Raw genomic sequence first — 24,660 nt, forward strand, 5'->3', positions numbered from 1 at the left:
TTATCCTAGAAATTGTAATTTAAGTAGACACTTGATCTATATTTTACATCTATAGTTCCTTGCGCCAGTTCTTGCTGTATTGGATACATGGCCAATACTCCGATTGTAAGTTTTTTTGAATTATACTCTACTCCCAAACTTGAAAATAAGGCGTGCCCTTGGGTATTTCTAATCGAAACTCCAAGTATCTCATTGGCATCATAAAACTCGCCTGATATTCCCAATGAAGGGACAAAGTTGTTTTGTTTGGAATCTTTAAAAACATAGAAAAAAGTGCTATTAAAATTAAACTGATTTCCAAACCTGTACTTATCACTGTTTTCCTTTTTAAAGAAATAATTCAGATAGTTAGTAACTCCGAAATTATTGTATTTATATACATATTGAAGATTGGTTACATAATCTACACTTCCTGTTCCTAATTGAAAACTAGGATTTATAGAGTTGTCAATTGCTTCATCAAATGTTCCTGTTGGAAGTTTTAATCCTGCTCCGAATTTTAGCATATGATTGTGTGAAGAAACCTTGTCTTTCTCTTCATTGTAATTACTTGCTTTCTTATTTAGAACGGTATAATTAATTAAAAAAGATACATCTCCTAACCCATTAATGGTAGTTGTTCTATCCGCATATTCTCTCGAGTGAAAATGTATTGGGACAAAAACTTGAACTTCCAAATATTCTTTGATAATGGGAATTCTCGACCAAACTTGTATCGTATTAAAATACTCGTTTATTACTGGTGAATTATTAAAAATCCCGTCTTTTGATTGGTATTTTTGATGTAAATATCGAACTCCAACAAAGTTATTATCAATAATACCTCCTAGGCCTAAGCTTCCACCATTGTTGCTACAACCACAGGCGTCGCATTCTTCTAAAAATTCCCAATAATACTTTGGAAATGGATTGTTTGCTTGTGTAGTTTGAATTGCTACTAGTACTAAAAATAGTATTATAATTTTATTCAGCGAATCTTTCATCGGTAAGAAATTCGTTATCAGTTAGTGTTTTTAGAAAAGCTATAATGTCTTCTTTTTCTTGTTCATTTAAGGGAATTCCCAATGTCCCATCCGTATTTTTAAGCAGTGGATCTAAGTTCTCAGTTTCACGAACGCCAGTCGAATAAAAATCCAATACCGATTTTAAGGAACCAAACCTGCCGTCATGCATATAAGGACCAGTAACTTCAACGTTTCGTAAACTCGGCACTTTAAATTTGTATTTATCTGTTTCAATTAAGGTTACCGTCATTCTTCCCAAATCGTTAATATTTGGATCAATTGGAAGACCATTATTTCTGAAAGCATCATCTGTAAATAAATCTGAAGTATGACAAGAAGAACACTTGTTTTTAAAAAGTTCTAATCCTCTTTCTTCTTCCAATGTAAAAGAAACACTCTCTTCTCCTCTTATGTATTTATCATATTTAGAATTGGCTGAAACCATCATGATCATAAATTGTGACATCGCTTTGAACGTATTTTCAACATTGATTTGACCATCATCAAAAGCCAACCCGAACAATTTTTTGTATTCCTGATTCTCATTAAGTTTTTGAATCACATTGCTCACCGTTTCATCCATTTCTACTGGATTCGTAATAGGAATAATCGGAAATAAATCTAGATGAAAAGCAGCACCGTCCCATGAAAACTGTTTTTGATACGCCATGTTTTGAATAGGTTGTGCATTTCGCTTACCCTCTCTATCCTCCACTCCATGACTAAAACGATGTCCGTGATGTGTAAAAGCAAATTGTTGTTGATGACAAAAAGCGCATGAAACCACTCCATCGGCAGCCAGACTTCCGTCGTAAAACAACTTTTTTCCTAATTCAAATCCCTTTTCTGTTATGGGGTTTGTACTTAAATCGTAATGAGTTTCTGGAAAATTAGAAGGCTGCTCAAAAACAACTTCAACATTAGTGTATACATCTTCTTTTTTACAACTAAAAAAAAAGCATACTACAAACAGTATTAATAAATATCTCATCTGTTAACTTTTAGTGTTACGTAAGCAATTAGCGTTGTTTTGTGAAAAAGAAAATTCGGCTATTCAATGAACTGTCCCGATGCACGCATACAGGGTTTCTGTTGAATTCATAATTTTATATTTCGAGGCAAGTCTCGGGGAATTAAACCCTCGACTATCATCCTCCGATTAAAACCTAACTGCTTAAAAATAGAAATGCTAAAGAGTAGAAAAACTACTCTCAGTATTACTGGAAGATTCTCTGTTGAATCCAAATTGAAATACGATTCAATGAAAATTCACAGCCAATTCTACCCTTTAGCTCCCTTCTATTTTTAATGATGATTTCCGTTATGAACGTGGTGCACCATGAACATGCCTTTGCAGTTATCAGCAATCTTTAAAGCATTTGGTCCTCCCATGATGGTAGATTGATCAACAAGTTTAATTTTCTCTTGACCATCTAACATTACATTGGCATCAACTTTTACATGTAATTGAGGTGATTTTTCCGCACTTACAATGGCTAAATCCATTGGTAACTCAACTTCTCTGTATAAATCATCACCACTGCTACCTCTGCTAGCAATATGAAGCATAAAAATATCTTCTGTTTCTTGAGCATTCGCCTTGTAGTTTCCTTCTAATACCACAAACTTATAACCCGCTTGCCAACTCCAAGTCATATTATAATTCTCAGCTATCGTCCAAAAATCTTCTTGAGCCGCTTGACCTTGAAGAAAACGCTCTCTATCAACTCCAATTCCGAACTTCACTTTGGTATATTTTCCTGCTGGAACATCTTTTAAAGAAATTTCAACGTTTTTAGTTTTTCCATTACCTCCTTCGCTGATAATAAAATATCCATGATCTTTTGGATAAACCACTTCTTTTCCTTCGTCCGTTACTAAAACAAAATTGCTTACGATATAATCGAACGAGTTGATAGTTAATATTTCGCCATTCCCATTTGTATATGTTGATCCTAATATGAGTTTATCGTTTTTAAAACCATTGTCAAACTCAATTACAACATCGTTTTTTCCTTCTAAATCGTTCTTAATTTCTTCGTTATTACTACATGAAGCGAATACCATAGCCGCCGCTATGAATGCTATTGCTTTTTTCATCCTTTTAAATTTTGTAGACAAACGGTGCTCATTCATAAATGACTCACCATTTATTTTATAGTTTTTTAGTATTACTCTCAGTCTCCAAGTGAATTGTCGATCATGGAGAGTATTCATTTAATTGTTATATGTTATGCACGATGTATTCCATTTTACATATCAACTACCATACATATTTTACGCGTCTAATAGTTTTAATAATATGTTTTATGGAATAAACTTTCGATTTTGTCTTATAATAATTTTCGGACAAACTAATAGCCCTTAGTTGATCACATAGAAAGCTTAACCAATATGACACATATTGTTTTCTCTTAGCTCAAATAAGTATTAATTGAACAAAAAATCGATAAGACGATAACTAAACGGTTGGTGGATGAAAAACTTCTTGAATTCTTAAGTAGGTATAATTTCCATCGTACTTGAAGTATTTTTTTAAATTTGATGAAAATAATTGATTCGCTTGTATATCCAAAATAGAGATAAACCCTATTGGATATTCTTCCATTGAAATGCGTAAGGATTGGTAATCGTCTTCTTGTTGCTTTTGAAGCTTATCCATCAGTTGACATTTACCATTACAACTCATTTCTGGTTTGTCTTTGTTTATACACAACACTTTTGCTATGTAATCATAATTAATTACATATTCTACATAAGGCCCTATCGGACGAAGCATCGCTAATAGGTATAGAAATACAAAAAAATATGTTATCGATGTTTTAAACAAAGTTGGTTAACACTCACAAAGTGAGATTTAATTGTTGCGAATTTCCCTCGCAATGTTTTTATATATTCTCGAAACATTTTGAAATTTTCACACAAAATGTTTGTCAAAATGCAAAGGTACTTTACTTTCTTTTTTTAGGCAAAAGAATAGCTTTCAAATTTTATGTTTTAACTATTTCTGAATCAAATATAATACCTTTGTACCCAGGAGATGAAAAAACTAAAAGCTATGTTTAGAAAAAGTATCTGTAAATAGAACCAAACAAAAAATTGTAAATCATTATATAATCATACCCCACAGAATCATATAAGGTAATAAACCTTTAATGATTTAAATGTATTCATAAAGGAGTATCAAAACGACTCTCCATTGAACAAATATGAAAAACAAATTTTCAAAAACTATAAAAATTAAACATATGAAAACAACAATTAAAATTGCTCTTATCGCTATGATAGGAATAAGTTTTGGAGTGAGAGCGCAAAATGAAACAGTTAATGGAAATCTTACTGTGAAAGGTTCGTCTTCATCTCGAGGAGCTTCTTCAATATATTCAACTGAGATCGGGAAAACTCAATTTAGGATATCAACAAATATACAGGACGCAGAAAACGCTTTTCTCTATAATTACAATCAAGATGCAAAAACTTTTCATACGATTAACTTTGGAGGTACTCATTCTTTATCAAGTGGAATAACTGTATTAGGCAATGGAGATGTAGGAATTGGGGCTTCATCTCCAGCTTCCAAATTAGACATAAGAGGTAATCTGATAATTGATAGTGGTAATACACCTCACATATACACAAGTCATGAGAATATAGAAAAGAATAAATTTTTGCTTCTTCTAAACTCTCCTAACTATAGAAGTGCCTCTAGATTAAAAGTTGGAGGTCTTTTAATTTCCGACACCTATTCTTTTGCAAATCCAGATAAGAATGACTTAATAGTGAAAGGAAAAGTTGGAATAGGGACATCTAGTGCTAAATCAAAATTTCAAATATCAGGAACCCCAAATGATCGAATTTTAATATCGAACTCAGCTATAAATTTTAATACTAACAGCCCTAAACTTTCATTTTTTGGTTATACATATGGAGACCAAATAACAGGGCCTTCGCTTCAAAAGATTCACACCGCTAGCTACGGTCGTGGAAGATTAGCTATATTTCAACATGGTGGTGCTGATTACTCTTCTGAAGAAGAAGTTATGAGCATCTTACCTGATGGTAATATAGGTATTGGCATAACAGAACCAAAATCTAAATTAGATGTAAATGGAAGCATTGTTGTAAAAAATGGTCACAATTTATCTTGGGGAAATAAATATGGAGAAGGCATTCCCACAATAGCTGGAAATACTACTTCAGGACTTCACTTTTACCCAAACGGAAGTACTTTAGGCGCAACAATGCAGATTTTAAAAGATGGTAAGACCAAGTTTATGAATAACATTGCTGTTTTAGGTAAAATAGAATCTAGAGAGGTTAAAGTTAGCAACACGCCAACCGCTGATTTTGTTTTCGAAGAAGACTATAGTTTACCGTCATTAAAATCAGTAGACAAGTATATAAAAGAAAAAAAACACTTACCTGAAATAGCTTCTGCCAAAAAAATGAAAAGAGATGGTGTGAATATTGGGAATTTCCAAATTCAGTTATTACAAAAAATTGAAGAGCTAACTCTCTACACCATCGAACAAGAAAAGAAGATTAAAGCTTTAGAAGAACAAACAAAAGAAATTAAAGAATTGAAAGTACTTGTCAATAAATTACTTGAAGATAAAAATTAATAATAGTCTGTCATCAAAACAAACCTTGCTAAAACAAGGTTTGTTTAACCTACTACATGATGGTTAAGCCTAGAGTTTTAGTTGCTTTTTAATTTTTATCATCTCAACATCATTAAAAATGATAAGTCCAAAACTTCCAAAATAGAATCATCACATCAACAACTCTAATTTTGTATTTGTTAAAGTAATATGATAAGTTCATGATTAAGATACAATCTTAAAACCTTTCTTAAACAAATTTAGTTTCTTTGTAAAAGATTAATATTTACGCAATGAAAAAAGCAGAAAGAACTCGTTTAAGTATTTTAAATAAAGCTTTTGAGTTAATCTATTCAAATGGCTATCGAGCTACGAGTATCGATGAAATAATTGCTACAACTCAAGTAACAAAAGGAGCTTTTTATTATCATTTTAAAAACAAAGATGAAATGGGAATTGCCATGATTAACGAAGTTATAACGCCTCGTATCTCTAAAGTTTTTGTTGAACAACTTGAAAATGAAGACAATGCTTTGCTTTCAATTTACGCTCTATTTCAGCATCTTCTGATGAAAGATCGCTTCTTAAAAATCGAACTTGGCTGCCCAGCTTCTAATCTTATACAAGAAATGACTCCTTGGAATACTTCTTTTTCATATGCCCTTAACAAAGTTGTAGATCAATGGTTAAATTCATTAATTACTGCGCTTGAACGAGGTAGAAAAAACAAAACTGTTAACGAGAACATAAACACTAGATCAACAGCTATGTTTATTTTATCTGGATATTGGGGAGCAAGAAACCTTGGAAAATTAGAAACATCTACCGTCCCTTATCACACTTTCTTAGAACAACTTAAGACATATTTAAAAACATTAACATAATTTTTTTACACAAAAACATACTAACCAGTATGTTTTGTATAGTTTTGCTCTCCAGTAATTACTAAAAAAGAAATGGAAAGCATATACAACGAGCAAGGGATATTAAACAATAAAGAAATTTTACGATTCAAGTTTTCGCTTATTACCTCCAAAATAGGAGAAAACAAAAATAAATTACTTCATAAACTCGGTCTAAAATCTTATTTCGGGACTGATTTCGAAAATATATCCATCCCCGATTCAAAAATCGTTCGCTTAGCAATTGAAGAAGCAAATGATCTTTATAATTTTTCTTTATTAAAACATTGTTATCGAACCTATTTTTTCAGCGCGGGTATAGCACTCTCACAAAACTTAAAAATCGATAAAGAGTTTCTATGTACCACCTCTATTCTGCATGACATCGGTTTGACAGATAAACACAACCACGTGTGCGACAAGCAGTGCTTTGCCGTTCATAGTGGTAGTTTTACTAAAGAACTTGCGCTTAACAACGGAGTGGGTAAAATCCGAGCAAACAACATGAAAACTAGTATTGATATGCACTTAAACCCTTATGTTAACCGAAAAAAATTTGGGAATGAGGCCTATGTTTTGTCTAAGGGAGCAGCAATGGATGTAATTGGTGCCCATTCTTTTCAACTATCACCAGGTTTTATCCATGATGTTCATAAGAAGTATCCTAGAGTTAACTTTAAAGAAAATATTCTGAAGACCATGACCTTATTAAATCATAAAGAAAAAACAAGAGCCGATACGCTTTTTAAAATGGGCTTTCAAAAACTCGCATCCAACAATGATTTAGATATCATATAACTATGCATACTATAAAGCAGGTAGTAAAAGAACCAATAGTTTATCAACACCGCAGGAATCAAGACAACTTTTATACAGAGCTAATAATTATAAAGAAAACTCAAACACATTACAGGTGTCTTTTGTAAGACTTAAAATAAAATCCAACCATATAAAAACAACTTTAATCAATTGATATAAAACACGCTACGCATCAAATAACATTAAAAAAAATCATAGATATTCAATCTTAATTTTAATTTATTCTAAATAAAAACCTATATTTGCACGGATCTATATTTGAAATAAATGATTGTTTTTTATACTGAGACTAAAAAAGTTAGGCAAATTTCTTCTGTAACACCTACAAAAAGTGTGACTACAGCTTGCGATAGTGCCTGTGCTTCAAATTGCTTAAAACCAAAAAGTAAATGCTGCAATAAGTATCTAAAAAAAGGCATCAACTGTAAGCGATGCCCTTTAACTTATAGCTTTAAAGCTGTATCTTAAACTATTCTACTTTTAACAAAAAGTAGTTTTTTCTTCCTCTTTGTAATAACACGTATTTATCAGCAATCAAATCTTTATCGGTGATTGTATAATCGTCTTTTACTTTTTCTTTATTTACAGATATTGAGTTCTCTTTTAATGCTCTTCGTGCATCTCCATTCGACTTCAAGAAGTTTGTTTTAGCTGCTAAAGCTCCTATCATATCCAGTCCTTCAGAAAAATCTTCATTCGTTATAGAAGCCTGAGGAACCCCATCAAAAACATCTAAGAATGTTTGTTCATCCAAACTCTTTAAATCTTCTGCTGTAGACTTTCCAAATAATATATTCGATGCCGCAATCGCTTTATCTAACTCCTCTTTTGAATGTACAAAAACAGTTACCTCCTCCGCTAACTTCTTTTGTAAAGCTCTTGCATGTGGTGCTTCTTTATGCTCTTTAATTAAATTTTCTATCGTTTCTTGATTTAAGAAAGTAAAGATTTTAATATATTTCTCAGCATCTTCATCTGAAGTGTTTAACCAAAACTGGTAGAATTTATACACGGAAGTTTTATCGGCATCTAACCATACATTTCCTCCTTCAGACTTTCCAAATTTTGAACCATCTGCTTTTGTAATTAATGGACAAGTAGCTGCATAAGCCTTCACTTCTTCACCAACATTCATTCTTCTTACTAATTCGGTTCCAGTAGTAATATTACCCCACTGATCAGAACCTCCCATTTGAAGTTTACAGTTATGCGCTTTGTACAAATGATAAAAATCGTATCCTTGAATTAATTGGTAGGTAAACTCAGTAAAGCTCATTCCACCACCACCTTCTCCAGAAATTCTTTTCTTTACAGAATCTTTCGCCATCATATAATTCACCGTAATTCTTTTTCCGACATCACGAGCAAATTCAATAAATGAAAAATCCTTCATCCAATCGTAATTATTCACCAATACTGGTGAATTCTCAGCACCATTATCAAAATCAAGAAAACGTCCTAATGTTCTCTTAATTCCTGCTACATTATGAGCCAATGCTTCTTCATTTAAAAGGTTACGCTCATCTGACTTTCCCGATGGATCTCCAATCATTCCGGTCGCTCCTCCTACTAAAGCAATTGGTTTATGTCCCGCTTTTTCAATGTGAACTAATAAAATGATAGGCACTAAACTACCGATATGCAATGAATCTGAAGTTGGATCAAAACCGATATACGCTGTCGTCATTTCCTTTTGTAATTGGTCTTCCGTTCCAGGCATAATATCGTGAATCATTCCACGCCACTGTAGTTCTTCAACTAAATTCTTGGTCATATCTTTCTGTTTTAAGTGAACAAAGATACATTTATCAAACAAAAAATTCTATTTTCGTGCTATGATTTTAGTTACCGGCGGAACAGGATTAGTTGGCTCTCATTTATTATATCATTTAGCTTTGTTAGATGAACCAATTATAGCTATTTACAGAAGTGAAGAGAAAATAAAAAGCACCAAAAATGTATTTTCTTATTATTCTGATAATACGGATACTCTTTTTGAAAAAATACAATGGGTTCAAGCCGATATTACAGACATCCCTTCCTTAAATAAAGTTTTTGAAAAACCTGTTTCTAAAGTTTATCATTGTGCCGCTTTAGTGTCTTTTGACCCGAAAGATTACAAAAAGATGCGCCGAGTAAACATAGATGGAACCGCTAATATTGTCAATTTTTGTGTTAGCCATAATGTAGAAAGACTTTGTTTTGTTAGCTCCATTGCAGCGGTGGGCGACTCGATAAATGGTCAGTTAATTCATGAAGAAAACGAATGGATAGATGCCGGGGATCAGCATGGATATGCCATTACCAAATATGGAGCTGAGATGGAAGTATGGCGAGGAAGCCAGGAAGGCCTAACTGTCGTTATTGTAAATCCAGGTGTTATTTTAGGTAGTGGGTTTTGGCAAGAAGGTTCGGGAAAGTTATTTACTCAAGTCTATAACAACTTTAAGTTTTATACAGAAGGTGTTACTGGGTTCGTAGACGTAAACGATGTGGCAAAAGTAATGATCTCTCTTATTAATTCACCCATACAAAATGAACGTTTCATTTTAGTCTCGGAAAATAAATCATTCAAAGAAGTTTTGACTGAAATTGCTCTAACTTTTGACAAAACCGCTCCTTCTATAAAAATAGGAAAATTTTTGACTGAAATTGTTTGGAGACTTGATTGGTTCCTAACCAAAGTAACCGGAAAGACACCGTTATTAACTAAAAATTCGGCAAGGTCATCGCATCATAAATCATATTATACTTCCAAAAAAATTCAGCAAACATTAAATTTTGAATTTATGTCAATTTCTAAAAGTATTACCTCGGTTTGCGAAGATTATAAAAAGGATCTCTAATGTTTTACTCATGCCCGTTAACGGTATTACTATTCTCTCCCCTCTAGCTCCTCCATTTTAGGACGATCTAGTGAAAGCGAAGGCTTTTCTTCCAATACTTTTCCATCCTTTAATTTTGTTATTTCAGGTCGGTTTAAAGAATCTTTAGCTCTTTTTGCATTGCGATAGAAGGTACTCAAACTATCAATTTTTTTCTTCACCTTCTTTAAAATTTCAGAATACTCGTCTGCCTTCGAAGTATAATACATATTGCTACGATCAAATCTTGTAGTATCAATTTTATACTTTTCATAAATTAAAAACACATAATTTGACTCCTTTTTTAAAGACTTATTTTTAATGTTTTTAGCAGAAGACGCTAAATACATATCTGTTAAAAAAGAAACCATGGTATCTTTAGGTATTAAATCTTTTGGCTTCTCGTAAATAGTATTACTTGTGCAAGAAGCCAAAAGAATTAACAAGAAAACGTATAAAATTTTATTCATTATCTATTAAATGCTAATCGTTTTCCTTTAATTTCATCGTTAAATTCACCTTTATTATAAATTAGGTTACCACTAACGAATGTGTGTGTTATTTTGTTAGAAAATTCTTGTCCTTCAAACGGTGACCATCCACATTTATAAAGAATATTCTCCTTCTCTACTTTCCAAGATTCATTAGGATCTACTAATACTAAATCTGCATAATATCCCTCTCTAATATATCCTCTTTTTTCTACTTTAAAAATGATTGATGGATTGTGGCTCATTTTTTCAACAGCCTTTTCAATTGATAAAACTCCTTCTTTTACCTTTTCTAAAATAGCAACAACAGCGTGTTGTACTAAAGGGCCTCCACTTGGTGCTTTGGTATATACATTATCCTTTTCTTCAAGAGTGTGAGGAGCATGATCTGTAGCTATAATATCAATTCGATCATCTAATAATGCTTCCCACAAAGCATCTCTATCTTTCTCGCCTTTTACCGCTGGATTCCATTTAATATGTGTTCCTTTTTTATCATAGTCTTTATCTGTAAACCATAAATGGTGCACACAAACTTCAGCTGTTATTTGCTTTTCCTCTAAAGGAATGTCATTTCTAAACAACTCCATTTCCTTTGCTGTTGATAAATGGAAAACATGTAAACGTGCTCCAGTTTTCTTAGCAAGTTCTATTGCTTTTGAAGATGATAAATAGCAAGCTTCTTCACTACGAATAACTGGATGATATTTAATAGGAATATCGTCTCCATATTTTTCAACAAATTCCTGAGTGTTTTTTCGAATCGTTCCTTCATCTTCACAATGAACTGATATTGGAAGTTTCGTAGAAGAAAAAATTCTTTCTAAAACTTCTTCATCATCTACCAACATATTCCCCGTTGAAGATCCTAAAAACAATTTTATTCCAGCTACATTCTTAGAATTGGTTTTTAACAATTCTTCCAAATTGTCGTTGGTTCCACCAAACATAAAAGAATAGTTTGCATACGATGTTTTACTAGCTATTTCAAACTTGTCTTCTAACAACTCTTGAGTTGTTGCTTGCGGAATAGTATTTGGCATTTCAATAAAAGAAGTAATACCACCAGCAACAGCTGCTTTACTTTCGGTTCCAATATTGGCTTTATGTGTTAAACCTGGTTCACGAAAATGTACTTGATCGTCTATCATTCCAGGAATTAAATACTTCCCTTCCGCGTTAATAGTTATCGCTTCATCCGATTCAATATTCTGAGCTATTTGCTTTATATAAGCTCCTTCAACTAGAACATCGCCCACAAAAACCTCATTTTCATTAACGATCTTAGCTTTTTTTATTAAGTATGATTGCATTTTATTTAGGTAATCCGTTTAATCTCATTTTTATAACTCCGAAAAGTGCTTCGTAAACAATGCCTCCGCTCATTTTAGATTCTCCTTTCGTTCTATCGGTAAATATTACCGAAACTTCATTTATTTTAAAGTTATGCTTCCAAGCTTTATATTTCATTTCAATTTGAAAAGCATATCCTACAAATTTCACTTTATCTAGTTTAATTGTTTCTAAAACCTCTCTTTTCCAACAAACAAAACCGGCGGTAGTATCATGAATAGGAATTCCTGTGATAAAACGTACATATTTCGAAGCAAAATACGACAACAGTACTCTGTTCATAGGCCAATTAACAACATTTACTCCTACAGAATATCTTGATCCTACTGATACATCACCATCCTCTTCTGCACATGATTTGTACAATCGTATTAAATCATTTGGATTATGAGAAAAATCGGCATCCATTTCAATGATGTAGTCATATCCTTTAGATAACGCCCATTTAAAACCATGAATGTAAGCAGTACCCAATCCATTTTTACCAGGTCTTTCCTCAAGGAATAGCCGTCCTTCAAACTCTCTTTGCAGTTCTTTCACAATAGAAGCGGTTCCATCGGGAGAATTGTCATCAACAACCAAAACATCAAACTTCTTTTCTTGACTAAATGTAGTTCTTATTATAGCCTCAATATTTTCTTTTTCATTATATGTAGGAATAATAACTACGGTGTCTGACATCATATATTTGTATAAATATGCGCAAAGATACACTAAAATATTCCTAATATTCTTTGCTAAAAAACTAAATTTTTCTAAAAAACACACATAATTAACAAACCTGTTCTCCTTAAATTCCCACTACTAAGTCTCTTTATTGAATCATACTATTCAATATTCTCAAGTGAAAAAAATCATGTATTTTTGTTTAAATAGATTTAAAAATATATCCCTTGCAAGCAATTGAACTTATTAATAATAAAGAAGGCTGGTTTACTATAGTCCTTTTAGTTTCCTTTGTTCTTATTGCTCTTTTAAAATTATTAAAACCAAAACAGCTTGTTGGTTATAGTATTTCTTTTTTTAGCCCAGGTTTTTTTCAAAAAAAAGCGGAGGAATTCATCAGTGTTTTTACACCTTTTAAACTCACATTACTTGCGTTTAGCATTATTATACTTTCGTTGGTATTTTACTCATCTTTTAACAAGTTACTTTTTGATAGCCAAGATTTTCAATCGTTCTTAAAAATATTAGCAACTGTTTTTTGTTATATCTTTTTTAAATACATCATAGACATTTTCCTTGCTAATGTATTAGCTCTTAAAGAGAACGTTAACTATTTTTTACAACTTAAATACGGTTATTTATTTACAGTTTGCTTATTAATTTTCCCGATACTCATAGTGAACAAATATGCCATTAAAAGTGGCTATTTTCTGCTATTCACATTCGCTATTCTTCTTATTTTCAGAACCCTTTTGATTTTATTTAATAATAAAAGGCTCATTCTAGGTAAGTTGTTTTATTTTATTTTGTACTTTTGCACACTTGAAATAGCTCCGCTATTAATTCTTTATAAAACAACAACTACGTAAAGAGAAATTTATGAAAGTGAAAACTATTTTAGTATCCCAACCAGCCCCTAAAACCGAAACTTCTCCTTATTTTGACTTAGCCGATAAGCTGAAAATTAAAGTTGATTTTCGTTCTTTTATTCATGTTGAAGGTATTCCCGGAAAAGAAGTAAGAGCGCACAAGATTGACTTAAACAATTACACAGCTATTATTTTAACGAGTAGAAATGCTGTTGATCACTTCTTCAGAATTGCTGAAGAAATGCGTTTTACAGTACCAGATGACATGAAATATTTCTGTCAATCTGAAGCGGTTGCCTACTACTTACAGAAATACGTTGTTTATAGAAAGCGTAAAATTTATGTAGGAACCAGAACTTTTCCAGAGTTAACTAAGTTAATTAAGAAGCACAAAGATGAGAAGTTCTTATTACCTTCATCAGACAAGCTAAAAGCTTTAATCCCTAACGAATTAGATAAGTTAGGTGTTACTTGGACGAGAGCTGATCTTTACAGAACGGTAGTAAGTGATCTATCGGATTTAGAAAATGTTTTTTATGATGTTTTAGTATTCTTTAGTCCTTCAGGGATTGAAAGTTTATACAGAAACTTTCCTAATTTCAAGCAAAACGATACTCGAATTGCTGTTTTTGGAAACTCTACTAAAAAAGCGGTAGAAGACAGAGGGTTAAGAGTTGACATTGCTGCTCCAGCGCCAGAAACTCCTTCTATGACCATGGCACTAGAAAAATACATTAAATCCAATAATGGGAAAAGATAGTACGATATAGTCTATCTAAGAAATTCATTAAGCCACCAAATTACTTGGTGGTTTTTTTATTTTTTAGTGTAATGATTAATTTTTGAATTCGACTCTACTTATCATAACTTTATTGAAAAGTAATTAATGTTGGAAAACACAGATAAAACAGCCATATTAATATTTGCTAATTCTTCAAAAAAAGAAATACTTCGTAAATCTTTTTTAAAAGATGAAAAGCTGGTTGATTATCTAAACTCAAAAACAGTAAAGATTGCAAAGAAGGCTTGTTCAAACGTAATTGTTTACGACGAAAACCTTCAGGTCGGCGCTAATTTTTCCGAGAAATTTGCTAATGCTATTACAGATGTTTTTAGTAAAGGTTTTAATCATATAGTAACTATTGGAAATGATAGCCCTGAACTTAAAGCAACTGACATTACCAATGCCATCATCAACTTACAAAAAGGAAAGAATGTTATCGGTCCGTCAAAAGATGGTGGAGTTTATTTAATTGGATTACACAAAAAACAATTCAACCGAGAAGAATTTACTTCTCTTTCTTGGCAAACAAACTTTTTGGGCAATGATCTGGAAGATTTATTAAAATCAAAAGGCGCCAAAATTGAAAAACTTCAGCGCCTAAAAGATATTGACTGCTATGATGATTTGATATATTTCAGTACTTGTTTTTCAGTATCAAAAAACTTAAAAAGCTTCATTACGATAATTATTGGTATTCTTAAAGAATCTATTAGGAGTAGATTCATTTTTACCTATAAATATCATTATTCAGCTCAGTTTTACAATAAAGGCTCACCTCTTAGTCCTTCATAAACTACTCCGCACAAACACGAGGGTTATCTAGTTGAAAACATTTTTAAAATCTTCGATGACAGCATCAGGAGAATTGAACTTTTGGTTATTGCTACGCGATTAAACCAACCAAAGCTATACTTCCTTAAATAAAGGAAAATTTCATTACAATATTTTACACATGAAACAAATCTTACTAGGATTGATTTTGTTTATTGTTCACAATGCCTATTCGCAACAATTGGTAAAAGGAACAGTGACATCAAAACTTGACGGAACTCCCATTCCATATATAAACGTAACACTCAAAAACACTAAAACAGGAACTGTCACCGACCTCGACGGTAGTTACTCAATCAAAACTAGTGCTTTAGAAGACATACTTGTTTTTTCATCTATTGGTTACATTACAAAAGAAGTTGAGACTCGAAACAAAACAAATATAAATGTAATCCTTTCCGAATCATCAACAGGATTGAGCGAAGTTGTTATCACAGCCCTAAATAAAAAAAGAGAATCAAAAGAGCTAGGATATGCCATTCAGAGTATTCAACAAAAAGATATCTCTGAGGTTAAAGCAGTAAACTTTTTAGACAATCTTACTGGTAAACTTGCTGGCGTTTCGATCACTTCAGGAAGTGCGACAGGTGCCGGTTCATCTTCAAAAATAGTGATAAGAGGAGAACAGTCATTTACCAATAACAATCCACTGTTTATTGTTGACGGAACACCTATCAACAACAATACTGTTTTTAATTTTACGAATGAGGCCGCTGCTGGTTTTCAGGAGGTAGATTTCGGAAATGGTGCCATGGAAGTAAATTCTGATGATATTGAATCCGTATCCGTTTTAAAAGGCGCAAGTGCTGCTGCACTTTACGGAACAAGAGCTTCTAATGGTGTTATTATTATCAATACTAAAAAAGCAAAAGATAAATTCTCAGTAAGTCTTAACTCTTCTTTATTTATCGATACTGCTTTCCAATTGCCTCAATTTCAAAATTTATATGGACAAGGAAATTCTGGGAATTTCGAGTTTGTAGATGGGCTCGGAGCTGGAATTAACGATAACATTACTTATAGTTGGGGCCCAAGGTTAGATCAAGGAGCTTTAATCCCTCAGTTCGACAGTCCCGTTACCTTACCTAATGGAACCGTTGTAAGAGGTGGAGATACTTCACTTTACAATAGCCTACCGATTACACCTACACCTTTTGTTTCAAATCCTGACAATCTTAAAAATTTCTATCAAACAGGAATCACCACCATTAATAACATTGCTATTGGCTCTGGTTTTGATAAAGGGAATTACCGACTTTCTTTTACAGATTTGAACAGTGAATCTATTATTCCTGGAGTGAATTTAAAACGTAAAACAATAACTACTAATCTTCAGTTTCTTCCATCAGATAAAACAACAGTTTCGGCTCATGTCAATTATGTAAATAGTAATAGTGACAACAGACCATCAAATGGATACGGTTCTGAAAACGTGAATTACTCGCTAGTCGCATGGGGACCCAGATCTTTAAACATTGATAACCTGAGAAATTATTGGCAACCTGGATTGGAAGGAAGACAACAATATGCATTTAACTATACTTTTTTCGATAACCCTTATTTTATTCTGCACGAGAATAGAAATGAATTTAACAGAGATCGTCTTTTTGGGAATATATCTTTAAAGCAACAAATCACTAAGAATTTATCTGCAACGTTGAGAACAGGAATGGATTACTCAACAGAAAGAAGAAGATTTTTAAGAAACTTTAGTACCAACCGATTTAGAAATGGTGCTTATGCAGAACATGATGTAAGTTATCGAGAAATTAATACAGACTTCTTACTGAACTATACCAAGAAAATAACAGATTTTGATTTTGATGTGTCTTTAGGAGGAAATCAACTTCGTCAAAAAGCGACTACAAAACAAACACAAACAACGCAATTAGCACAACCTGGAATTTTCAGTTTTAACAATGCTGCTTCTCCTATTGAAACCTTTGATTTTTCTTCTGAAAAAAGAATTAATAGTTTGTATGGATTATTAAAAGTTGGATACAAGAACACGTTGTTTATTGATATTACAGGTAGAAATGATTGGTCAAGTGCTTTGGCCACGCCTTTTTCTGCTGAGAACACCTCTTTTTTCTATCCTTCAGCTTCAACAAGTTTAATTCTTAACAATTTGTTTCAATTACCAAAAGCAATATCATTTGCAAAGTTAAGAGCTAGTATTGCTCAAGTAGGAAACGATACAAATCCATATCAAACTTCAAGAACGTTTCTTCCAACAACAAATGTGAATTCTCAGCCTAGTTTTACGAGTCAGAACTTTATTCCAAATCCTAATTTAAAACCTGAGAAAACTACTTCTTTTGAAATAGGAACAGATCTACGTTTTTTCAACGACAAACTTAACTTTGATATTACCTATTACAATGCCTTAACTGAAGATCAAATTTTATCACTCCCAATTCCAATATCATCTGGTTTTAACCAACAAGTAGTGAATGGAGGAAAAGTACGATCGGAAGGAATTGAAATTGTAATGAACAGCACTCCTGTAAAAACTGGAAACTTTAAGTGGAACACTACCGTAAACTTCAGTCGAAATATTTCAACTATCGAATCATTACCTCAAAATAGTGGTAGAGTAACTTTGGCATATTCGAGAGTATACAACAATCCTGATCAAACAGTTTGGTTTCAAGTAGAAGAAGGTGGAAGAATTGGAGATTTTTACGGTACGGGATATCTTAAAAATGAAAATGGAGATTTCGTTTTAACTCCTGAAGGAAGATTTATTGCTGATCCAACCTTGAAAAAACTAGGAAATTACAACCCTGATTTCACACTTGGTTTTAATAATGAATTTAACTACAAAAACTGGAGCCTAAGTTTTTTGTTTGACTGGCGTCAAGGCGGAGAATTAGTTTCCCGAACTTTGTCCCTTGCCGGTGTTGGCGGGCAATTAGAAGAAACTGCGTACAGACCTGAAGAAGGAATTGTTGCGCAAGGTGTTGTTAACACAGGAACCGCTCAAAACCCGATATACACTCAAAATACTACAGCGGTGACTCCTGAAAGTTATTACCGTCAGTTTTACGATAGAAACCATGAGGAAAATAATGTATACGATGCTTCATTTTTAAAGCTTCGACAGTTTTCTTTAGGCTACACTTTCCATTTAAAAAACAATGCTTTCGGCTTTGTAAAAAATGGAGCTAAGGTAAACCTTTCTCTCATCGGAAGGAATCTGTTTGCTATTAGTGATATTCCGCATTTTGATCCCGAACAATTAGCTGTTCAAGGTCAAGGTATTGTTGGTGGAGTTGAAGACATGTCTTATGCTTCTTCCAGAAGTTTTGGTTTTAAACTTGGTGTTAACTTCTAATTTAATTACAAAATGAAACGTTTTATATATATTCTTATTGTCTTTACTAGCTTTGGATGCACCAATGACTTCCAAAACATTAATACAAATCCTAATTTCCCTGTGGATGTAGAACCTAGTTTATTATTTAGAAAGGTGATTTACAACTACGGAGAAGCGATGTCGTACGAAGGTTTTGTTGCTGGTAATTTACTAAGTCAGCAACTTACTGCATTAGACTTTAACTTGTTTGACCGCCATGCTTTGAAGTCGCCACAGCTAGGCGGAAATCCTTGGTCTATTTTTTACACCAATTTACGTGACAATGAAATTGTTTTAAACAAAGCTAAGAACGAGTCTACTTTTTCAGTTTATGAAGGCCCCGCTTTAATTTTTAAGGCCTATATGACTATGGCACTAACCGATCTTTTTGGCGATGTTCCTTACAGTGAAGCTTTTTCTGGAGATCAACAAACAGTAACTCCAAAATACGATTCACAACAGAGTATTTACCTTAATGAAGAAGGCATACTCGACAACCTACAAAAAGGAATTGCTGCCATTGAAAACTATTCGGGAAGCCTGCCTCTTGAGGGAGATGTTTTGTACAATGGTAACCTTTCAAACTGGATTAAATTTGCGAACTCACTTCGAATAAAAGCTTTGTTAAGAATTTCTTCTAAACAAGATATTTCTTCAGATTTACAAGCAATTGTTTCTGATGGAAATTACATTTCTGCAAGCAATGAAAATGCGATTTTCCAATTTACAGATGGTGAACCCAATAATTTCAGAATGGCTCGTTTACGTGCCGGGGACTTCAACAATTTTGTGCTTTCCGAAACCTTAGAAGATGTGCTCAAAAACTTAAACGATCCGAGAATAGAAACATTATTTCAACCCTTTGGAAATTCCACTAACGAATACAACGGTTTAATTAACGGAATTGACGCTTCTCAAACGACCATTTCTTTAAGTGATTACTCTTTAGCAGGAACTATATTTAGAGAAGAAACAGGTAAGCTAAAGGCAAATTATATGACACATTTTGAAACTAAGTTCTTATTAGCAGAAGCTGCTTTGAAAGGATTTATTACTAATAATCCTCAAGAAATCTATAATGCAGCGTTGGTAGATGCCTTCGAATATTGGAATGTTAGTTTACCTGATGATTACTTAATGGGAACGGCGGCTTACAATACAGCCAACGCTTTAGAACAGATCATTACACAAAAATGGATTGCAAACTTTATCAATGGGTATGAAGGTTGGATTGAATACAGAAGAACAGGGTTTCCTAACTTAAAATCTGTTTCCGCAAGTTTAAATAATGAACTAATTCCGGTTCGAATGCCTTATCCAGCTGAAGAAGAGACATTAAACAACGCAAATTATTCTATCGCTGCGGAGGCCACTGATAATAACAGCATTAATTTTAAAGTTTGGTGGGCACAATAATACATAAGTCAGAAATCGAAAGTCGAAAGGCGAAAGTCAAAAGTCAAAAGGCGAAAGGCGAAAGTTGAAAGTTGAAAGTCTATATAGAAAACTATGAATGAACATATTGAAATATGGCAATGGGCATTGCTCTTAATACCGAGTTTAGCATTTATAATCTTTTCACCTTTAGCGAAAACAAAGGAAGTATTCTTTAAGGCAACTCAAAAAAACAAAACTCCTAATACCTTGTTATTAACAGGTAGTTTGGTAATCTCTTGGATTTTTGCTAAAAGTATTACAAATGCAGCTAACTTAGGTCAACAATTTGGTTTAGCTGGTGGAGTGGCGTACGCTATGTATTATCTGTCATTTGCCGTTGCAGGGGTTATTGTTTATCAATTAAGAACAAAAGGTAATTTTAAAAGTATACACCACTTTTTAGAAACACGATTTGGTCATTTCGCTATTCTTATTTTTTCCCTTTTAATAATAATCCGCCTTTTTAACGAAGTATGGTCAAACACCATGGTTATAGGTAGTTACTTTGGTGAAATAGGTAGCAATCCTTACTACTACTCCATCATTGTATTTACTGGGCTCACTTTGTTTTACGCTTTAAAAGGAGGCTTAAGTAGCAGTATATTTACAGATGCCATTCAAATGATTTTTTTTGCTGTTTTATTAATAATAATCTTATGGAAGCTTTTCTCTTTTGATAATTTTAGTTTCTCAGACATTTCAACATCAAGTGATTGGAGTATGGCTTTAGGCGGTAATTTAATTTTTGCTGCTTTTATTCAATCTTTTAGTTATCCTTTTCATGATCCTGTTTTAACCGACCGCGGATTTATCAGTAATCCAAAAACCACTTTAAAAAGTTTTCTTTGGGCTACAATTATAGGCTTTCTATGCATTCTTTTATTCAGCTTTGTTGGAATTTTTGCAAAAGCCAATGGACTTGTCGGACAAGCTACAGTAGCCATAAGTAAATTGTTTGGTACAGTAATACTGCTGTTGATTAACTTTATCATGATTAGCTCAGCTGCGTCTACATTAGATTCGACTTTTGCTTCAGCGTCAAAATTGATTGCCGTAGACTTAAACATAAAACCTACACTTTCCTTTGGTAGAATAATAATGATTGCTATTGCAGTTATTGGTACTATTCCTGTATTTTTAGACGCTTCCATTTTATCTGCTACCACCATTAGTGGTACCATGGTTATTGGATTAGCTCCTGTTTTTATTCTTTGGAAATTAAAAGCTCCAAAAACAAGTTTTTACCTATCTGTTTTTGCTGGAATTTTTTTCGGCTTTTTGTTAATCTTTAAAACCTTTCCATCATCTTTAATTCTAACAACTGGAAAATATGCCGATTTGTTATGGATTAATATCTGGGGAAGTTGTATTTGTTTCATTTTATATTTAATACCCATATGGATAAAAAAAACATTCAATTAGATTCAATAACTGGGAACACAATTCTTTTTGGAGGTGTCTATAGTAATCTCCAGGCTTTAGAGGCATTAATTCAAGTAGCGAAAGAAGAAGGTATTGCTCCCGAAAATTGCTTTTGTACAGGTGATATTGTAGGCTATTGTGCCCAACCCGAAAAAACTGTGCAAAAATTTATCGACTGGGGAGCGAATAGTATTATTGGTAATGTCGAGCTACAATTAAGAAATGGAGATGAAGATTGTGGATGCGATTTTAAAGCAGGTTCTCGCTGTGATACTTTTTCGAAGTCATGGTATCCATATGCTCAACATTTACTATCAGAAGAATCCATTAACTGGATGCAATCGTTACCTGATCACATATGCTTTACGTATGCTGAAAAAAAAATGACACTAGTGCACGGAAGTTATGAGAACATTTCCGAATTCATATTTAAATCTACTCCTTGGAAACAAAAAGAACCTTCTTTTACTATAACTGATAGTGATGTTATTATTGCAGGGCATTCTGGACTTCCGTTCGTTGACAAATTTCAAGATAAACTTTGGCTAAACCCTGGTGTTATTGGAATGCCTGCCAATGATGGCCATCCACATGTTTGGTATGCCATTCTGGATGATTCCAATGGTTTCTCTTTCGAATTTAAAACATTGAAGTACGATCATTCAAAAGCTAATAAGCTTATGATAAAAAACAACCTTCCGAAAGAGTATGCTAAAACCTTACTTACTGGTTTTTGGGATAACATGGAAATTTTACCTCAGCAAGAACAACTATGGAAAGGGCAATATTTAAATAAAATCATGTACTAATAATAATTCATTATTTTTATAATGACGATGAGAATGTAATATGACTAAATATTTAGAGCTAATAAAAAACTCCTATACTGGATATTGGAATTACTTAAAACAATCCGTTTTATTCGAAGTTCAATGGGAAAATTATTTTTACGGATTAATAATCATTTCTTTATTAGTATGGGGACTAGAATTGTTATTTCCATGGCGCAAGAATCAACCGGTTTTTAGAAAAGATTTTTGGTTAGATACCTTTTATATGTTTTTTAACTTCTTCCTTCTAAATTTGATTGTTCTTATAGCCTTGTCAAATACTACGGAGCAATTGTTAAACGATGCCTTAGCAATCTTCAATTTAGCTGTTTCAAACTTTCAATTGTTTGACATTAATACTTTTCCATATGCCGTAAAATTATTGGTATTTTTTATTTCATTAGACTTTATTCAATGGTTCACACATACTTTGCTACATCGATATGAATTTTTGTGGAATTTCCATAAAGTACATCACTCAGTAAAGCAGATGGGATTTGCAGCTCATTTACGTTACCATTGGATGGAACCAGTGCTATACAATTCAATGAAATATGTAGTTTTAGCTATCATAGGAGGGTTTACCGCTCAAGATGTTGCCATTGTTCATTTCTTTAATATTAGTATTGGCCATTTAAATCATGCAAACATTAATGTCGATTATGGCTTTTTAAAATATGTTTTTAACAATCCCAAAATGCATATTTGGCATCATGCTAAAGAACTTCCTCCTGAGAGAAAAAACGGGGTTAACTATGGAATTACGCTAAGTATTTGGGACTATCTTTTCAAAACAAACTACATCCCTTATGATGGTAGAGACATTGAAATTGGTTTTGAAGGAGATGAAAAATTTCCGAAAAATTTCTTAGGTCAAGAGCTCTATCCTTTAAAAAAATAAATTACACTTTTTTAAAAACAACTATGTCAAAAAACTTACTGTTAATATTTACGCGTAATCCTGAACTTGGTAAAGTTAAAACTCGTTTGGCGAAATCTATTGGTGATTATGCCGCCTTAGATGTTTATAAATTCTTACTAAATCACACAAAGAAGGTCACTGAAAAAGGACTTTTTGATATTGCCGTTTACTATTCTGTGAAAATTCGAGAAAACGATATTTGGGACACTCCAAAATTCAAAAAATATGCTCAACATGGTAATGATTTAGGAGAACGAATGCAACATGCTTTTGAAGAAGGATTTGAAAACAATTATGATAAAGTCGTTATTGTTGGAAGTGATTTGTATGATTTACAATTGGAACATATTGACAAAGCTTTTGACAAACTTGAAACAAACGATGTGGTTATAGGACCAGCCGAAGATGGTGGATATTATCTATTGGGATTAAAAAAGGTTATTCCAGAAATTTTCAAAAACAAAAATTGGGGTACGGAAACGGTAAGACAAGACACTTTAAATGATTTACAAAACCTTTCTGTACATTTGCTAACAACGCTTAATGATATTGATATTTTTGAAGACATTCAAAACAATCCAATATTTGATCAATTTTACAAAACCTCTTAAACATTAAAACTAACTTTATAATCATATTAAAACAGACTAACATTGAAAAAACAACAATTACAAGAAACAAAAGCATATCTTCAAAATAACGGTATTACGGATCCTGAAATTGGAATCGTATTAGGTACTGGACTTGGAAAATTGGTTAATGAAGTAAAAATAGAAAAAGAAATTCCGTATTCAGAGATCCCACATTTTCCTCAAGCTACTGTTGAGTTTCACTCGGGTAAACTAATTTACGGAACCCTATCTGATAAAAAGGTAGTAATTATGTCTGGACGTTTTCATGTATACGAAGGATACAACCTTTGGGAAGTTACTTATGGAATTCGCACCATGCATCAATTAGGAATTAAGAACTTGTTAATTTCAAATGCAGCAGGAGCTATAAATCTGAATTACAAAAAAGGAACCCTAATGCTTATTGAAGATCATTTAAACCTTCAAGGAGGTTCTCCTTTAGCCTTCAAAGGTTCAGGGGAATTTGGTGATTTATTTGCGGACATGCTTGAACCATATTCGAAAGATTTGAACGGGAAAATGAAAGCAATTGCAAAAGCAAACGACATAGATTTGAAGGAAGGAGTATATGCAAGTGTCGTTGGTCCTCAATTGGAAACCAGAGCAGAGTATAGAATGCTTCAAATTTTAGAAGTTGATGCCGTTGGAATGAGCACAGTACCAGAAGTTATTGTAGCGAAACATTTGCAATTACCATGTGCTGCTATTTCCGTTTTAACGGACGAATGTGATCCTAAAAACTTGCAACCTGTAAATATTGAAGAAATCATTGAAGTAGCTGGTAAAGCAGAACCAAAAATGATTACACTTTTTAAAGAATTAATAAAAACAATTTAGTTCGCAGTCATTTTCTGAAAAGTAATTGAACACTGAAA

At 32.8% G+C, this 24,660-nt stretch carries 22 protein-coding genes; 14 read left to right on the top strand and 8 right to left on the bottom strand.

Translation table 11 applies throughout. The annotated features are described in order from the left end of the window. Positions 1-5: 5 nt before the first annotated feature. From BLW23_RS12915 to BLW23_RS12930, 4 genes are all read right to left on the bottom strand, one after another. A complete protein-coding gene (locus tag BLW23_RS12915; protein ID WP_093670487.1) occupies positions 6-983 on the bottom strand; it encodes a transporter family protein in 978 nt (325 codons plus the stop codon). Continuing rightward, positions 964-1,995, bottom strand: a complete 1,032-nt coding sequence (locus BLW23_RS12920; RefSeq protein WP_093670489.1) for a cytochrome-c peroxidase — start codon at positions 1,993-1,995, stop codon at positions 964-966. Before BLW23_RS12920 ends, BLW23_RS12915 begins: the two co-directional genes overlap by 20 nt. A 314-nt stretch (positions 1,996-2,309) precedes the next feature. Next, on the bottom strand, positions 2,310-3,104 hold the full coding sequence (locus tag BLW23_RS12925) for an MbnP family protein (protein ID WP_093670491.1): 795 nt from the start codon (positions 3,102-3,104) through the stop codon (positions 2,310-2,312). 361 nt (positions 3,105-3,465) lie between these two features. Continuing rightward, a complete protein-coding gene (locus tag BLW23_RS12930; protein WP_093670493.1) occupies positions 3,466-3,783 on the bottom strand; it encodes a hypothetical protein in 318 nt (105 codons plus the stop codon). Between the two features lie 469 nt (positions 3,784-4,252). Here BLW23_RS12930 and BLW23_RS23260 point away from each other — a divergent pair, with 469 nt between their 5' ends. The 3 genes from BLW23_RS23260 (at position 4,253) to BLW23_RS12945 (ending at position 7,305) form a co-directional block, all read left to right on the top strand. Next, positions 4,253-5,626 carry a hypothetical protein gene (locus BLW23_RS23260; protein WP_176829822.1) on the top strand — a complete coding sequence of 458 codons (1,374 nt, stop codon included), beginning with the start codon at positions 4,253-4,255 and terminating at the stop codon, positions 5,624-5,626. 272 nt (positions 5,627-5,898) lie between these two features. Next, a complete protein-coding gene (locus tag BLW23_RS12940; RefSeq protein WP_093670495.1) occupies positions 5,899-6,489 on the top strand; it encodes a TetR/AcrR family transcriptional regulator in 591 nt (196 codons plus the stop codon). Positions 6,490-6,561: 72 nt separating this feature from the next. After that, on the top strand, positions 6,562-7,305 hold the full coding sequence (locus tag BLW23_RS12945) for an HD domain-containing protein (protein ID WP_093670497.1): 744 nt from the start codon (positions 6,562-6,564) through the stop codon (positions 7,303-7,305). 490 nt (positions 7,306-7,795) lie between these two features. Here BLW23_RS12945 and tyrS read toward each other — a convergent pair whose 3' ends face one another. Continuing rightward, entirely contained in the window at positions 7,796-9,100 is a 1,305-nt protein-coding gene (tyrS, locus tag BLW23_RS12950) for a tyrosine--tRNA ligase (RefSeq protein WP_093670499.1), read from the bottom strand. 61 nt (positions 9,101-9,161) lie between these two features. On the opposite strand from tyrS, the gene BLW23_RS12955 reads away from it, so the two are divergent. Further along, entirely contained in the window at positions 9,162-10,172 is a 1,011-nt protein-coding gene (locus BLW23_RS12955; RefSeq protein ID WP_093670501.1) for an NAD-dependent epimerase/dehydratase family protein, read from the top strand. 29 nt (positions 10,173-10,201) lie between these two features. Here the strand turns inward: BLW23_RS12955 and BLW23_RS12960 are convergent, their stop codons facing one another. The 3 genes from BLW23_RS12960 to BLW23_RS12970 are packed head-to-tail and all read right to left on the bottom strand — an operon-like array spanning position 10,202 to position 12,715. Beyond that, a complete protein-coding gene (locus BLW23_RS12960) occupies positions 10,202-10,660 on the bottom strand; it encodes a DUF4296 domain-containing protein (protein WP_093670503.1) in 459 nt (152 codons plus the stop codon). Further along, a complete protein-coding gene (locus BLW23_RS12965; RefSeq protein ID WP_093670505.1) occupies positions 10,660-11,994 on the bottom strand; it encodes a dihydroorotase in 1,335 nt (444 codons plus the stop codon). Before BLW23_RS12965 ends, BLW23_RS12960 begins: the two co-directional genes overlap by 1 nt. A gap of 1 nt (position 11,995) precedes the next feature. Then, positions 11,996-12,715 carry a polyprenol monophosphomannose synthase gene (locus tag BLW23_RS12970; protein ID WP_093670507.1) on the bottom strand — a complete coding sequence of 240 codons (720 nt, stop codon included), beginning with the start codon at positions 12,713-12,715 and terminating at the stop codon, positions 11,996-11,998. A 212-nt stretch (positions 12,716-12,927) separates the two neighbouring features. On the opposite strand from BLW23_RS12970, the gene BLW23_RS23910 reads away from it, so the two are divergent. The 10 genes from BLW23_RS23910 to BLW23_RS13020 all read left to right on the top strand — a co-directional run bounded on the left by BLW23_RS23910 (position 12,928) and on the right by BLW23_RS13020 (position 24,622). Then, on the top strand, positions 12,928-13,569 hold the full coding sequence (locus tag BLW23_RS23910; protein WP_176829823.1) for a DUF4271 domain-containing protein: 642 nt from the start codon (positions 12,928-12,930) through the stop codon (positions 13,567-13,569). Between the two features lie 10 nt (positions 13,570-13,579). Beyond that, positions 13,580-14,329, top strand: a complete 750-nt coding sequence (locus BLW23_RS12980; RefSeq protein WP_093670511.1) for a uroporphyrinogen-III synthase — start codon at positions 13,580-13,582, stop codon at positions 14,327-14,329. Between the two features lie 126 nt (positions 14,330-14,455). Continuing rightward, positions 14,456-15,145: a TIGR04282 family arsenosugar biosynthesis glycosyltransferase gene (locus tag BLW23_RS12985; protein ID WP_093670513.1), complete on the top strand. Its 690-nt coding sequence runs from the start codon at positions 14,456-14,458 to the stop codon at positions 15,143-15,145. A gap of 160 nt (positions 15,146-15,305) precedes the next feature. Continuing rightward, positions 15,306-18,521 (top strand): SusC/RagA family TonB-linked outer membrane protein, encoded by a 3,216-nt coding sequence (locus BLW23_RS12990; protein ID WP_093670515.1) that lies wholly within the window; start codon positions 15,306-15,308, stop codon positions 18,519-18,521. Between the two features lie 12 nt (positions 18,522-18,533). Then, on the top strand, positions 18,534-19,958 hold the full coding sequence (locus BLW23_RS12995; RefSeq protein WP_093670517.1) for a SusD/RagB family nutrient-binding outer membrane lipoprotein: 1,425 nt from the start codon (positions 18,534-18,536) through the stop codon (positions 19,956-19,958). 93 nt (positions 19,959-20,051) lie between these two features. After that, positions 20,052-21,401, top strand: a complete 1,350-nt coding sequence (locus BLW23_RS13000; RefSeq protein WP_093670519.1) for a sodium:solute symporter family transporter — start codon at positions 20,052-20,054, stop codon at positions 21,399-21,401. Beyond that, positions 21,377-22,210 carry a metallophosphoesterase family protein gene (locus tag BLW23_RS13005; protein WP_093670521.1) on the top strand — a complete coding sequence of 278 codons (834 nt, stop codon included), beginning with the start codon at positions 21,377-21,379 and terminating at the stop codon, positions 22,208-22,210. The genes BLW23_RS13000 and BLW23_RS13005 overlap by 25 nt, the downstream gene beginning before the upstream one ends. Positions 22,211-22,250: 40 nt before the next feature. Further along, positions 22,251-23,132, top strand: coding sequence for a sterol desaturase family protein (locus tag BLW23_RS13010; protein ID WP_093670523.1), 882 nt, complete (start codon positions 22,251-22,253; stop codon positions 23,130-23,132). A 23-nt stretch (positions 23,133-23,155) separates the two neighbouring features. Further along, complete coding sequence (locus BLW23_RS13015) at positions 23,156-23,764, top strand: TIGR04282 family arsenosugar biosynthesis glycosyltransferase (RefSeq protein WP_093670524.1); 609 nt, start codon at positions 23,156-23,158, stop codon at positions 23,762-23,764. 42 nt (positions 23,765-23,806) lie between these two features. Continuing rightward, positions 23,807-24,622, top strand: a complete 816-nt coding sequence (locus tag BLW23_RS13020) for a purine-nucleoside phosphorylase (RefSeq protein WP_093670525.1) — start codon at positions 23,807-23,809, stop codon at positions 24,620-24,622. Positions 24,623-24,660 lie beyond the last annotated feature (38 nt).

The organism is Tenacibaculum sp. MAR_2009_124 (assembly GCF_900105455.1).
Classification (GTDB): domain Bacteria; phylum Bacteroidota; class Bacteroidia; order Flavobacteriales; family Flavobacteriaceae; genus Polaribacter.